The following is a 14,481-nucleotide window of genomic DNA, read 5'->3' on the forward strand; positions in this document are numbered from 1 at the left end:
TTCTTCAAAATACTTTGCAGTGATTTAATTCTGGTGGTAAAGTTAAATAAGAAATGACCAATCATGAATGAGATAGTAAGGAGACTGAGTTTATTGAATGAAGTAAATCAAACCATTGAAATTAAAGCCAATGACGCAAATGAAGTTCAAACTTTATTTGGACCAAATGATCGCCATTTAAAAAGGCTTGAAGAACTATATGAAGTATCTCTGCACTCTAGAGGGCAAATCGTAAACCTTAAATCAAATGCTGAAACAGCGGAGAAGATTTCCCTGATTCTGCATACGCTTTTAGATCTCATTCGAAAGGATGTATCCATAAAAGAGAGGGATATCGTCTATGCAGCCCAGCTTGCGGATCAGGGACAAATAGATGAAATGGTCGATTTGTATGATGACAAAATCACGGTGACAGCCAAAGGCAAACCGATTTTGGCAAAGACATTGGGGCAACGTCATTACGTCAAGGCTATTCGCAATCATGATATTGTCTTTGGTATTGGTCCCGCTGGAACCGGGAAAACATATCTCGCCGTTGTCCTTGCTGTTCATGCTCTGAAGGAGGGCCAGGTTAAACGGATCGTGCTGACACGTCCGGCGGTTGAAGCTGGAGAAAATCTTGGTTTTCTGCCGGGAGATTTAAAGGAGAAAGTGGATCCATATTTAAGGCCATTATATGATGCCTTGCACGATGTTCTTGGTGTCGAACATACGCTTCGTCTGATGGAAAGAGGTACCATTGAAATTGCGCCACTTGCATACATGAGAGGCCGCACACTAGATGATTCGTTTGTGATTCTCGATGAAGCACAGAATACAACAGGTGAACAGATTAAAATGTTTCTCACCCGACTTGGATTTGGATCCCGCATGGTTGTAACTGGAGATATTACACAAATTGATTTACCGAAAGGCAAGGAATCCGGACTGAAGATTGCAATAAATATACTGGGTGATGTAAAGGGGATTTCTTTTATTCATTTACAATCACAAGATGTTGTCCGCCATACATTGGTTCAACGCGTTATTGATGCATACGAACGCAATGAGACATAGGGTTGTGATGATGTTACGGAGGTGAATCATGTCGAAGAGATCGCCCATTGACCAGCAGAAATGGTGGAAAAAAATAAGAGACCACCGTTATAGTCGTATGATTATTTTTTCGGTACTGGCTCTTGTAACGTATTTGATGCTTTTTTCCAATGTCGTTCCTGATTATCTTGATATAGAACCTGGATTAGTTTCTGAACAGGATATCCATTCACCATTAACCATTGAGCACAAAACGGAAACAGATCGGCTTGCAGAGGAAGCGGTTGATGATGTAGAACCGGTTTATGCCATGAAACCCCGCTATGCTCAAAATCAAATTGAACGAATTCAGGATTTATTTCAACGGGTGCAATTTGTCAGAGACGAGACGCTGAAGACCTATGAGTCTTTTGAATCGGAACAGGAAAATCGAGACAATAATAACACGGATGAAGATCCGGTCACGAATTTTTCAGAAGAAGTGGATTATGCTGAATTTGATCAGGATGAAATGCTGGCAATGCTTCGTGGCGAATTGCCACAGGAAATCAATGATCAGCTGAGCGATGACACACTCGTTACATTACTTACGGCGAATGAAGATCAACTGCAGCTTGCGAGAGAGGCTTCAACCAGTGCTGTGCACGATGTCATGAGTGAAGAGATTAAAATGGATGAAGTGACGGAGGCGAAAGAAGAAGCAGAGGAAATCGTTCGTAACACACCAGGCGGTGTCGTGATTCGCTCTGCCATTACTGATATTGTTCGTTATGGCGTCACAGCAAATTACATGATTGATGAAGAGGCAACGGCTGATGCTCGCCAACAGGCAATCGAAAATATTGAACCCTCCATGATCAGAGAAGGACAGATCATTGTCGAAGAAGGACAAGTCATTACAGCGGATATCTACCAACAGTTGTCCACTGTGGGATTGACAGAGGAAGTGAATTATTATTATCCGTTTATTGGTTTGGCAATTATCGTTCTATTGATTACAGTCATGCTTGCATATTACCTTGGAGATGCGAAGACTTCCCTCAAGACGAATAATACGCATTTATTGATGTATTTGTTGATATACACGATTACCCTTTCGATTATGAAATTATCGAGTTTTTTGCATCAGCTTGACATTGGCGGGATTCAGTATCTTGTACCTGCAGCTGCTGGCACAATGCTGATCACAGTTTTGATTCATTCTAGGGTAGCCTTATTCAGCGGCATATTATTTTCAATGATTGCGAGCATCATGTTCAATGATCTCAGTTCTTCGATGTTCGATGCTTCTCAAGGACTGTTTGTATTTTTCAGTTGTCTCGCAGGGATATTCTACCTGATAAGGTCTCAGTCAACGATGAGAATGCTCAATAGCGGAATGGTTACTTCCGGTGTCAGTATATTGACGGTTGCAGCTATTTTAATGCTGAAGAATGCACAATATGGGTGGATTGAGATTTCATTTAATCTTGGATTTGCAGCTCTAGCCGGGATCATTGCGGCGATTCTTGCGATTGGCATTCTGCCTTTCCTGGAAACGGCTTTTGGTATACTCTCCACATCGCGTCTGATCGAATTATCCAATCCAAACCATCCTTTATTAAGAAAAATATTGCTGGAAGCTCCGGGCACGTATCATCACAGTGTGATGGTGGCAAATCTGTCTGAATCAGCCTGTGAAGCTATTGGTGCAAACGGCCTGCTCGCAAGAGTGGCGTCCTATTATCATGATATTGGAAAGACAAGACGTCCCCACTTTTTTATTGAAAATCAGATGGGCGGAAAGAATCCGCATGACAATCTCTCACCGCAGCTGAGTAAGACGATTATTACCGCGCATCCATATGACGGAGCAGAAATGCTCAGATCTCATAAAATGCCTAAGGAGATTATTGATATTGCAGAACAGCATCATGGTACAACGTGCTTGAAATATTTTTATTATAAAGCAAAGGAAGATGATCCTGATATTAAAATGGAAGACTTTCGCTATCCAGGGCCAATTCCGAACACTAAAGTTTCTGCAGTGGTGGGAATTGCTGACTCCGTCGAAGCAGCTGTACGTTCAATGAAACAGCCAACGATTGAAAACATTGATACGCTTGTACGGAAAATCATAAACGACAGGCTTGACGACGATCAGTTTGATGAATGCGATCTGACAATCAAAGAATTACACAAGGTTGCCAAATCGATGCTGGAAACATTGCAAGGAACGTTCCATTCACGAATTGAATATCCTGACGATACACCGACAGATCAGGAAAGCAGCATTCTACCTGTGAAGAAAGAGAGGGCTGAATAATGCCGGCATTTGAAATTGATATTCTTGATGAAACAGAACAACTTGAAGAGACGCTTCTGGATGTGATTCATCAAATTTTGGAGACTGCGATGAAGCTTGAAGGGACAGTTTCAGGTACAGAAGTATCGATTTCCATTGTTGATGACGAACGTATTCAGGAGTTGAACCGGGATTACCGGGATAAAGATCGTGCGACAGATGTACTCTCTTTTGCTTTGAATGAGGGAGAGGAAGAGGTGACGATGGAGGGCATGCCCGATATTCTCGGTGATATCGTGATTTCGTTGCCTGCAGCAAAGCGGCAGGCACGGGCTTACGGCCATTCTTTAGAACGGGAAATTGCCTTTCTCAGTGTTCATGGCTTTTTGCATTTAACCGGTTATGATCACGGCAATGATGAGGAAGAAAAACGGATGTTCACCCGACAAGAGGAGATATTGTCAGCCCATGGAATTAAAAAATAAACGACCGTTTTTCTCATTTCGCAGGTTAAGGCAAAGTTTTGTATATGCTGTGCAGGGAATCCGATTTACCTGGCAAAGGGAACAAAATTTCAGAATTCATTCGGTCATCTCACTTGCAGTTCTTATTCTTGCCCAGTTGCTGCAGGTACCTTATCTTGAACAGGTTATGCTTCTGGTTGTAATTGGAGCAGTGATCGGAATGGAACTGATTAATACAGCACTTGAACACGTTGTAGATCTGGTTGTTCAATCGTATGATGATCGAGCGAAGGTGATTAAGGATACAGCTGCAGGCGCCGTGTTTATTTTTTCCATCACGGCGGCAATCATTGGTCTGATGATTTTCATTCCTCACGTGATCAAGTGGTTGTAGTCAGAATCCTTTTTAAAAATCTACTAGTATAAGTAAAAGCAAACAGGTTCATTATACAGCCTGAAAACGGAGGATTTTCATGAATATCGAGAAGCAAGAGCAGAAAAAGTCCGGGTTTGCAGCATTGATTGGCAGACCGAATGTTGGAAAATCAACGCTGTTGAACCAGGTACTTGGTCAAAAAGTCGCGATTATGAGTGATAAACCACAGACGACAAGAAACCGGATTCAAGGTGTATTGACAGATGACAGAGGCCAAATTGTCTTTATTGATACACCTGGCATCCATAAGCCGAAACATCGCCTGGGTGATTTCATGACAAAACTGGCTCAGCAGGCACTTCGCGAAGTCGATGTTGTGTTATTTCTTGTTGATGCCAAAGAAGGGAAAGGTGCGGGTGATGAGTATATCATCCGTAAAATGGAGAATTTAGAGACGCCTGTTTTTTTGATTATTAATAAAATCGACGAAGTTCATCCGGACAAATTGTTTGAAATTATCACAGCATACAAAGATTTATATCCGTTCGCTGAAGTGATTCCAGTTTCTGCATTAAATGGGAATAATGTAGAGACCCTGCTCGAACAACTTTATCACTATTTGGAAGAGGGGCCGATGTATTACCCGGAGGATCAGGTGACCGATCACCCGGAACGGTTTCTCATTTCAGAAATGATTCGTGAAAAAATTCTTCATCTCACAGAAGAAGAAATCCCTCATTCAATTGCTGTTGAAATCGAACAGATCAAACGTCGTAAGAAGGGGAATAAAGTCTATGTAGCAGCAGCTGTTATCGTGGAACGGAAATCCCAAAAAGGGATTATCATTGGGAAGCAAGGTGCGATGATCAAAGAGATCGGCGAACAAGCCAGAGAAGATATCCGCAACCTCTTAGGAACAGATATCTATCTCGAACTGTTTGTTAAGGTTGAGGAAGACTGGCGGAATAAACCAAGAACATTGAAAGAATTCGGTTACAACGAGGACGATTACTAAGGGCCGACAGGAAAGTGGCGATGGGCATGCTTCACAAAGTTGAAGGGATTGTGATCCGTACAAACGATTACGGAGAAACACATAAGATCGTTACAATCTTTACAAGAGAATATGGGAAAGTGGCACTGATGGCAAGGGGAGCGAAACGTCCAAAAAGCCGCCTTGCCTCAGCTTCACAACTTTTTATTCAAGGTGTGTTTGTCTTTCAGCGCCATAAAGGTATGGGCTCTCTCAATTCTGCAGATATCATCGATTCATTCCGCATGATTCGAAGCGATATCCTCCTGACAAGTTATGGTGCTTGTATGATTGAATTGATTGATCGCCTCTTGGAAGATGGCCAGTCTGACCCCGAGCTCTATGAAATCCTGTATCAACTTCTTTTCCGGTTAAATGACGGGGAAGATGCTGATGTCCTTCTGTCTATCATGGAAATTAAAATGATGACCCGGGCAGGGGCGGCACCGGTTTTGCATCAATGTGCATCCTGTGGTTCAGCTGAACTGCCTTTTCAATTTTCCCTTCGATACGGCGGGGCGCTCTGTCGCAGGTGTCTTCATTTCGACCCTTATGTCATGAAAGCTGATCCGAAAGTGATGAAACTTCTCAGGATGTTTCAATCGATCAACCCGGTCCGGATCGGGAAACTCAACGTGAAAGAAGAAACAAAAGCACAATTAAATCAGCTGATTGATTTGTACTATCAGGAGTTTATTGGACTGAAGCTCAGATCAAAACGGTTCTTAGAACAGATGCATTCTTTTACTGATGAGGTGAATAAAAAGAACAACGATTGACAACCGGGCTTTTTTTAAGTACGATTTGAAGGTAGTAAAACAATAATTTTCACAAAGACGAAGAGTAGTAACAGGTTTGTTTGTGCTGAACCCTTTTTAGGGCAGCGAATCCGGGGCGGTGGGAGCCGGATGACAGTGCAGCATCTGTGAAGGCATTTCCGAGTGAAGCAGTGATAAAAGCAGGTGCGCGTTCTTTGCGCACAATTAGGGTGGAACCGCGGGTAAAATAACTCCCGTCCCTATGTCATTCAACCGGCATAGGGACGGGAGTTTTCTATTGTCCGGAGATTTACAAAAAAACAAGAATTTGGAGGGATTGACATGAATGTGCAGGACATGATTTTAACACTGCAGGATTTCTGGGGGAAGCAACACTGTCTTCTTTTGCAACCATATGATGTGGAGAAAGGTGCAGGCACGATGAACCCGATGACGTTTTTAAAAAGCCTGGGACCTGAGCCGTGGAACGTGGCTTATGTCGAACCGTCAAGACGTCCGGCAGACGGCAGATATGGAGAGAATCCAAATCGACTGTATCAGCACCATCAGTTTCAGGTCATCATGAAACCGTCCCCGGATAACATTCAGGATCTGTATCTTGAAAGCCTGAGGAAGCTTGGGATTAATCCGGAAGAACATGATATCCGGTTTGTTGAAGACAACTGGGAAGCACCAACGCTTGCCGCCTGGGGGCTTGGCTGGGAAGTCTGGCTTGATGGCATGGAAATCACTCAGTTCACCTATTTCCAACAGGTGGGAGGGTTGGACGCAAAGCCTGTATCAGTTGAAATCACATATGGATTGGAACGCCTTGCCTCCTATATTCAAGATAAAGAAAACGTCTACGATCTTGAATGGGTCAATGGCTTTACTTACGGCGATGTGTTTTTACAAAATGAATACGAACAATCCAAATATGCCTTTGAAACAGCGAATACCGACATGCTTTTTACATTGTTTTCCACCTATGAGAAAGAAGCGGTAGCTGCAATGAACGAAGGGCTTGTCATTCCTTCCTATGATTATGTTTTGAAGTGTTCCCATGTATTCAATCTTCTGGATGCAAGAGGTGCAATATCCGTGACCGAACGAACAGGCTACATCGGAAGAGTACGAAACCTGGCCAGAAAATGTGCTTCAAAATACGTGGAAATTCGCGAAAATCTGGGATTCCCAATGTTGAAAGAGAAGGAGGAAGCAGACGATGAATAAAGAGACCCTGTTAATTGAAATCGGACTGGAAGAATTGCCGGCACGTTTTGTGACGAAAGCGTCAGATGAACTGACGGAACGCACCCGGCGTTTTATGGATGAAAAGCAGATTACTTATGATCAAATTAAAGGATTTTCCACCCCGAGACGACTCGCTGTTGAAGTGACGGGAGTCATTGAAAAGCAGCCTGATCAGGAAAAAGAATCGAAAGGGCCTGCAAAAAAAATAGCGCTCGACGAGAACGGGGAATGGACGAAAGCCGCAGTCGGCTTTGCAAAAGGTCAGGGATCGGACGTCGATCATCTGTTTTTTAAAGAAGTTAAGGGTGTGGAATACGTATTTGCAAAAACGTTTACCAAAGGATTGGAAACCATTCAACTGCTGCCGGAATTGCAGGAAGTGGTTACGTCCATTCCCTTCCCGAAAAACATGCGGTGGGGTGCACATGAACTTCGTTATGCAAGGCCAATCAGATGGCTGACAGCAATGTTCGGTGAAGAAGTCATTCCGATGGATATAGCAGGTGTACTCTCCAGCAATGTATCCCAGGGGCATCGTTTTCTTGGGGAGGCCGCAGTACTGAACGACGCGTCCGAATATGAACATGCACTTTTAGCACAGCATGTCGTTGTGTATTCGGACAGTCGAAAAGAGGCGATTCGAAATCAGGTTCAGGATCTGGCTTTGGAACAAGGATGGCAAATCCCGATGGATGAAGGTCTTCTCGAAGAAGTAAACAATCTTGTCGAATACCCAACGGCCTTATTTGGCACATTTGATGAACGCTTTCTCGCCATTCCTGAACGAGTGTTGATCACTTCAATGCGAGAGCATCAACGTTATTTCCCGGTCAAAGACCAGGAAGGGTCCCTGATGCCGTTTTTCATCACGATACGCAATGGTGATCATCGTCATCTCGAAACCGTTCAGAAGGGCAATGAGAAAGTGCTGCGTGCACGCCTTCAGGATGCGGAGTTCTTTTACCATGAGGATTTGAAGAGACCGCTGCATGAGATGACTGGAAAACTCGATGACATTGTTTATCATGAAGATCTGGGTACTGTATCAGATAAAGTTGCCCGAATTCAAAAGCTGTCTGCAAGACTGGCAGATAAATTAACATTGACTGACAATCAAAAAGAAACCATTCAGCGGGCTGCAGGTATAGCTAAAGCGGATCTGGTCTCTCAGATGGTAAATGAATTCACGGAACTTGAGGGATATATGGGCGAAGTGTATGCATTGAAATCCGGCGAATCACCAGAAGTGGCAAAGGCAATCAGGGAGCACTATTTGCCGAAACAAGCTGACGATCCGACGCCATCTGATATCGTTGGAGCTGTGATCAGCGTGTCGGATAAACTGGACACGATCTCCGGGCATTTCGGGCTTGGCAATATCCCGACGGGTTCGCAAGATCCTCACGGCTTACGTCGCCAGACTGCAGCGGTGTTACAGATTTTTCATGATTTCAGCTGGACGGTGTCACTAGAAGAGGTTTTCAAAATGGCACTTGATGAGCTTCAGGAGAATAAGCTATTGAAGCGTGAGGAAAAAGATGTCATGAAAAGTTTTGATCAATTTGTCACGTTGCGATACAAGAACTTGCTTCAAGAGGCTGGTATCCGCTATGACGTTGTCGATGCAGTGCTCGCAACTGATCATCAGAATGTGCCACTCATTTTCAAGAAAGCGTCTTTCCTGATGGAGAAAGTTGACAATACAGAGTTCAAAAAAGACGTTGAAGCACTGAGCCGGGTCACGAATATCGCTGGAAAAAATCCATCCCCAGGTGAAATCAGCATAGAATTGTTTGATGAAGATGCGGAAGTGGAACTGCATCAAGTGTACAAACGAATCAAGCCTGTAGTGATGAAATCACTGATGGACATGGATCCTGAGAGTGCTTATAATGCTTTGACAGAAGCAGCACCAGCTATTCACAAATATTTCGATGGTATAATGGTGATGGCAGAGAATGAACAGCTTCGTCAAAACCGATTGAATCAAATGAGTGAACTGGCAAATCTCTCTCAACAAATCGCTGATTTCCAGGCAATTGTTTTTCATGCTGATCAGGGTTGAGAAATGACTCTCGCACCATCGCAAAAACAGAGGCGGTGAACCAATGGACTTAAATGAACGACAGGAGAAAATATTAACGATCGTAAAAGAGAATGGTCCCATCACTGGTGAAAAGATTGCCGAACGGCTTTCACTCACCCGAGCAACGCTGAGACCTGATCTTGCGATATTGACTATGTCCGGATTTCTTGAGGCAAGGCCGCGTGTAGGCTACTTCTATGCAGAGAATGCAGAGAAGCGTGTTATGAATAATCAATTAAAAAAAATGACAGTAAAAGAATATCAAAGCATTCCGGTTGTTGCGAAAGAGTCGTCATCGGTTTACGACGCGATCGTTACCATGTTCCTTGAAGATGTGGGCACGTTGTTTGTAGTAAAGGAAAATTCCATTCTTACCGGTATTTTGTCCCGGAAAGATCTTCTGCGTGCAAGTATGGGGAAACAGGACCTCTCGTCGATTCCTGTGAATGTGATTATGACCCGGATGCCCAACGTGACGATGTGTGAACAGGATGACATGCTGATTGAAGTAGCGAATACGCTGATTCAAAAACAGATCGATGGCCTGCCTGTTGTTAAAAAGATACAACAGAATGGGGAAGAACAGTATGAAGTGATCGGCCGCATGACAAAAACCAATATTACGAAGGCATTTGTTGATTTAGGAGATGAACATCAACGTTCATAAAAGGAGGAAGACCATGGATGGATTGAAAGGAAAAACATCGGTTTATGTATTGTCCGATTCTGTAGGAGAAACAGCAGACCTCGTAGCCCGGGCAGCGATCAGTCAATTTGAAAGCAGTGACACGACAACGATACGGGTGCCATATGTCGATGATAAAACGATTGTAGATGAAGTCATTGAAAAAGTGATCAACGCGAATGGTTTGATTGTCTTTACGATTGTATTACCCGAGATCAGGCATTATCTTCTCGACCAGTGTTCACAAAGAGATGTACCGGTGTATGATGTCCTGTCACCGCTGCTTCATATGCTCGAAGAAAAAATTGATGCCCCACCGAAAAATGAAACTGGGTTACTTTATACACTGGATGAAGATTATTTCAAAAAAGTCGAAGCGATTGAATTCGCCGTAAAATACGATGATGGCAGAGATCCCCGGGGCATTCTCAGAGCTGATGTTGTTCTCGTAGGTGTATCGAGAACATCGAAAACCCCGCTTTCTCAATATTTAGCGCACAAACGTTTGAAAGTCGCTAATGTCCCTTTAGTTCCGGAAGTGGATCCACCTGAAGAATTGTATTCGATCCCTCCGGAACGTGTGATCGGACTTAAGATCAATCCTGAGAAACTGAATGGTGTACGCGTCGAAAGATTAAAGGCACTAGGATTGAAAGAACAGGCAAATTATGCAACGTTTGAACGAATTGAAGAGGAATTAAGTTATGCGCAATCGATTATGAATAAGATTGGTTGCACAGTGATTGATGTATCTGAACGCGCTGTGGAAGAAACAGCAAACCTGATTTATCAGTCCGTTCATAAAAAATAGCAGGAATAGTTTTATCACTGGATTTTACTGTTTACTTCAGCTATAATAGTATATTGTGGGCGCATCTGTCGAATCTTGCGGATTTGACAGATGTTTGTCTGTTTATTTGTTTATTTCCTTGCAGATTGGGTGTGTTCATGATCAAAATTTTCATCGATGGTGATGCGTGTCCCGTAGTTAAGGAAATTTTGGAAATCAGTGAAATGAATCACAATTCGCCTGTTGGCATTGTATTGGTTTCGTCTTATGCCCATAAGCGAAATCAGGTGATGCCGGAACATGTGCAGCAAATCACCGTAGATCCTGACCGGGAAGCTGCAGATCTCAGAATTGCGAACCTGGTTACTTCAGAAGACGTCGTGATAACCGATGATTTTGGGCTGGCCAGTTTATTACTGGCTAAAGGTGCGGATGTATTGTCCTCCCGTGGGATGCCGATTACCGATGAATCAATCGATTTCCAATTGGATCGTCGATATCATGAAGCAAAACTTCGAAAAAGCAAGAAATATCATAAAGGACCAAAACCTTTTACAGATGAAGATCGTGAACATTTCCGAGATAAACTTAAAATTATTTTGCAAAATAAGCAGGAAAAATAAACTCCTTCTCGAATCGTAAGAGTTAGGGATGTTTCCTGATAAGTGATCAGTTAAAGTGGGTGTTCTTCATGGAAAAACGAATCCCGGAAGAGATCATAGAAGAAGTCAGAAAAAGTTCAGATATCGTTGATATTATCAGTGAACACGTTCAGCTGAAAAAACAAGGAAAGAATTTTTCCGGGCTTTGTCCGTTCCACGGTGAAAAAACCCCTTCTTTCAACGTATCACCTGATAAACAGCTTTACCATTGCTTCGGCTGCGGCACGGGTGGAAATGTGTTTTCCTTTTTAATGGAGCTTGAAGGGTTAAGTTTCATGGAGACCGTAAAACGGCTGGCGGATAGAAATAATATTGCATTACCCGACACTGTTGCAAATGCGGGAGATTCGTCAAAGGATGAGCATTTGACGCCGTTTTATGACGCTCACGAGCTTGCAGCGAAGTATTATCATTATGTACTGGTTGAAACAGACGAGGGGAAACCCGCCAGAGAGTACCTGCGTAAACGCGGCTTTACACAAACTGCGATAGATCAGTTCCAGGTTGGGTTTGCACCAGATTCCTGGGATTTTCTTGCCCCGTTTCTTGAGAAACGAGGATTTTTAATGGAAGATTTGGAAACTTGCGGACTGGTAGGAAGAAGAGAATCCGACGGGAAGGCTTATGACCGCTTTCGTAACCGGGTCATGTTCCCCATTCATCATACACAGGGAAAAGTGATTGCATTTGGAGGAAGAGGACTGGGAGATGCCCAACCCAAATACCTGAACAGCCATGAATCCGTAATTTTCAACAAGAGCGTAACGCTTTACGGTTTTCACCAGGCAAGACCGAAAATGAAAAAGCGAAATGAAGCAGTTCTCTTTGAGGGATATGTGGATGTTATAGCAGCTTGGAGAGCGGGTATAGACAATGGAATAGCCTCGCTTGGAACTGCAATGACTGAGCAACAGGCGAAAATGATCCGCAGAAATGTTGACCGCGTCCTGCTCTGTTATGATGGAGATGGAGCAGGACAGCAGGCAACGTACAAGAATGCGCGCATCCTGATGGACGCGGGATTAACTGTAACGGTTGCAAATCTGCCATCCGGTTACGATCCGGATGATTATATTCAGGAATTCGGGAAAGAACGTTTCGCCACCGATGTGGTGGGTAACCGGAAATCATGGATGCAATTTCTTTTTGATTACTTTGTTATCGACAAAGATCTTTCTCTTGAAACGGATCGTGTTGCTTATATAGAGTCTATTCTTACAGAAACGGCTATTATAGAAAATCCGGTTGAACGTGATATGTATGTTCAAAAACTCGCGGAGCGATTTAACCTGTCTCAACAGGTACTCCGGGAGGAATTGAGCCGTATTCGTTCAAGTCAGCGAAAAAAGGAACATCGGGAAATCAGGCAGTCGATCATAAATCAAACTGATCGTTCTGCAAAAAAAATGATGACTGCTGAAGAAAATGCGGAACGTGAACTGATTGCACATATGATGCGATCCAGTGACATATCCCGATTGGTTGAGGAAGAGATCGGAGCTGCTTTTCAGTTTGAAATGTATCAGGCAATCGCGGCACACCTTTACAGTTATTACAGTGAAGGATATGAACCGGCTCCCGGCATGTTTCTTGAGCGTATTGAAGATCCCGATATTCGAAGTACAGCCAGTGAGCTTGCGATGAAGACAGTTGAGGAAGACGTGTCTGAGCAGGTTCTGAAAGATTATATACTTTCCGTTCGAAATGCAGGAAAGCGTCAAAAACTTCATCAATTACAAAAGAAACAGCAAGAAGCGATCGAGCAACGTGATCACCTTGGTGCTGCAGAATTGGGTATGGAAGTGAACAGACTTCATCGGGAATTGAAATACCGTAATGAATAAATGTGTTTTTGATCAATTGGAAGGAGGGGTCGTATGGGTGATAAGCAGGTCCGGCAAATGGCAGATGGCGATCTGACCATCGATCAGGTAAAAGAGCAGTTAGTAGAGGCAGGAAAAAAACGCGGGTCCTTAACGTACGTCGAAATTACGGAAAAACTGGGTGCGTTTGATCAGGATTCTGATCAAATGGATGAGTTTTTCGAACACCTCGGTGAGCAGGGTGTGGATATTATAAACGAATCCGAAGCTGTACCGAGTCTGCAACAGGTCGAGAAAGAAGAAGCATTCGATCTTAATGATCTGAGTGTGCCCCCGGGCATTAAAATAAACGATCCCGTCCGAATGTATCTGAAAGAAATCGGCCGCGTTCCTTTACTCTCAGCAAAAGAAGAAGTTGAGCTTGCCAAGCGAATAGAAGAAGATGATGAAGAAGCGAAAAGACGTTTGGCAGAAGCGAATCTTCGGCTTGTCGTCAGTATTGCCAAACGCTATGTCGGTCGAGGTATGTTATTCCTAGACCTGATCCAGGAAGGGAACATGGGACTGATAAAAGCCGTAGAAAAGTTTGATTATAATAAAGGTTTTAAATTCAGTACCTACGCCACCTGGTGGATTCGTCAGGCAATTACACGCGCAATTGCCGACCAGGCAAGAACGATCCGTATTCCGGTGCACATGGTGGAGACCATTAATAAATTAATCCGTGTTCAGCGTCAGCTGCTCCAGGATCTTGGACGGGAGCCGACTCCTGAAGAGGTCTCCAAGGAAATGGAATTGACACCGGATAAAGTACGCGAAATTTTGAAGATTGCACAGGAACCAGTCTCTTTGGAAACACCAATCGGGGAAGAGGATGACTCTCATCTCGGTGATTTCATTGAGGATCAGGAAGCCTTGGCTCCTTCTGATGCAGCTGCTTATGAATTGTTGAAAGAACAGTTGGAAGACGTGCTTGATACGTTAACGGACCGGGAAGAAAATGTTTTGCGCTTGCGGTTTGGTCTTGATGACGGTCGGACAAGAACCCTTGAAGAAGTGGGGAAAGTCTTTGGAGTTACACGGGAGCGGATTCGGCAAATTGAGGCGAAAGCGCTCAGAAAACTTCGTCATCCGAGCAGAAGCAAACGACTCAAGGATTTCCTGGATTAATAAAATAAGCGTATGATATGTAAAGCCTCCCTTTCGGATCCGATCGGGAGGTTTTACTTCA

13 protein-coding genes are annotated in these 14,481 nt (G+C 43.6%); all 13 read left to right on the forward strand.

Annotation, left to right across the window (positions count from 1 at the left end; genetic code table 11):
• Nucleotides 1–93: 93 nt before the first annotated feature.
• The 13 genes from BBEV_RS06090 (at nt 94) to rpoD (ending at nt 14,420) form a co-directional block, all read left to right on the forward strand.
• Complete coding sequence (locus BBEV_RS06090) at nt 94–1,056, forward strand: PhoH family protein (RefSeq protein WP_069364660.1); 963 nt, start codon at nt 94–96, stop codon at nt 1,054–1,056.
• 28 nt (nt 1,057–1,084) lie between these two features.
• Nucleotides 1,085–3,340: an HD family phosphohydrolase gene (locus BBEV_RS06095; protein WP_069364661.1), complete on the forward strand. Its 2,256-nt coding sequence runs from the start codon at nt 1,085–1,087 to the stop codon at nt 3,338–3,340.
• A complete protein-coding gene (gene ybeY / locus BBEV_RS06100; RefSeq protein ID WP_069364662.1) occupies nt 3,340–3,804 on the forward strand; it encodes an rRNA maturation RNase YbeY in 465 nt (154 codons plus the stop codon). Before BBEV_RS06095 ends, ybeY begins: the two co-directional genes overlap by 1 nt.
• Nucleotides 3,788–4,177: a diacylglycerol kinase family protein gene (locus BBEV_RS06105; RefSeq protein ID WP_069364663.1), complete on the forward strand. Its 390-nt coding sequence runs from the start codon at nt 3,788–3,790 to the stop codon at nt 4,175–4,177. The genes ybeY and BBEV_RS06105 overlap by 17 nt, the downstream gene beginning before the upstream one ends.
• A gap of 79 nt (nt 4,178–4,256) precedes the next feature.
• Nucleotides 4,257–5,174, forward strand: coding sequence for a GTPase Era (era, locus tag BBEV_RS06110; protein ID WP_069364664.1), 918 nt, complete (start codon nt 4,257–4,259; stop codon nt 5,172–5,174).
• 26 nt (nt 5,175–5,200) lie between these two features.
• Nucleotides 5,201–5,971 (forward strand): DNA repair protein RecO, encoded by a 771-nt coding sequence (gene recO, locus BBEV_RS06115; protein ID WP_069366622.1) that lies wholly within the window; start codon nt 5,201–5,203, stop codon nt 5,969–5,971.
• 321 nt (nt 5,972–6,292) lie between these two features.
• Nucleotides 6,293–7,183 carry a glycine--tRNA ligase subunit alpha gene (gene glyQ / locus BBEV_RS06120; RefSeq protein ID WP_069364665.1) on the forward strand — a complete coding sequence of 297 codons (891 nt, stop codon included), beginning with the start codon at nt 6,293–6,295 and terminating at the stop codon, nt 7,181–7,183.
• Nucleotides 7,176–9,269 (forward strand): glycine--tRNA ligase subunit beta, encoded by a 2,094-nt coding sequence (gene glyS, locus BBEV_RS06125; RefSeq protein WP_069364666.1) that lies wholly within the window; start codon nt 7,176–7,178, stop codon nt 9,267–9,269. The genes glyQ and glyS overlap by 8 nt, the downstream gene beginning before the upstream one ends.
• A 43-nt stretch (nt 9,270–9,312) precedes the next feature.
• A complete protein-coding gene (locus tag BBEV_RS06130; RefSeq protein ID WP_069364667.1) occupies nt 9,313–9,957 on the forward strand; it encodes a transcriptional regulator CcpN in 645 nt (214 codons plus the stop codon).
• Nucleotides 9,958–9,970: 13 nt separating this feature from the next.
• Complete coding sequence (locus tag BBEV_RS06135; RefSeq protein WP_069364668.1) at nt 9,971–10,786, forward strand: pyruvate, water dikinase regulatory protein; 816 nt, start codon at nt 9,971–9,973, stop codon at nt 10,784–10,786.
• A gap of 203 nt (nt 10,787–10,989) precedes the next feature.
• Nucleotides 10,990–11,388 (forward strand): DUF188 domain-containing protein, encoded by a 399-nt coding sequence (locus tag BBEV_RS06140; RefSeq protein WP_232318267.1) that lies wholly within the window; start codon nt 10,990–10,992, stop codon nt 11,386–11,388.
• 68 nt (nt 11,389–11,456) lie between these two features.
• The gene (dnaG, locus tag BBEV_RS06145) at nt 11,457–13,271 is read left to right on the forward strand and encodes a DNA primase (RefSeq protein ID WP_069364670.1); all 1,815 of its coding nucleotides are present in this window, start codon (nt 11,457–11,459) and stop codon (nt 13,269–13,271) included.
• Nucleotides 13,272–13,304: 33 nt separating this feature from the next.
• Complete coding sequence (rpoD, locus tag BBEV_RS06150) at nt 13,305–14,420, forward strand: RNA polymerase sigma factor RpoD (RefSeq protein ID WP_069364671.1); 1,116 nt, start codon at nt 13,305–13,307, stop codon at nt 14,418–14,420.
• The last annotated feature ends 61 nt before the right edge of the window (nt 14,421–14,481 follow it).

This window comes from Salisediminibacterium beveridgei, from assembly GCF_001721685.1.
Lineage (GTDB): Bacteria > Bacillota > Bacilli > Bacillales > Salisediminibacteriaceae > Salisediminibacterium > Salisediminibacterium beveridgei.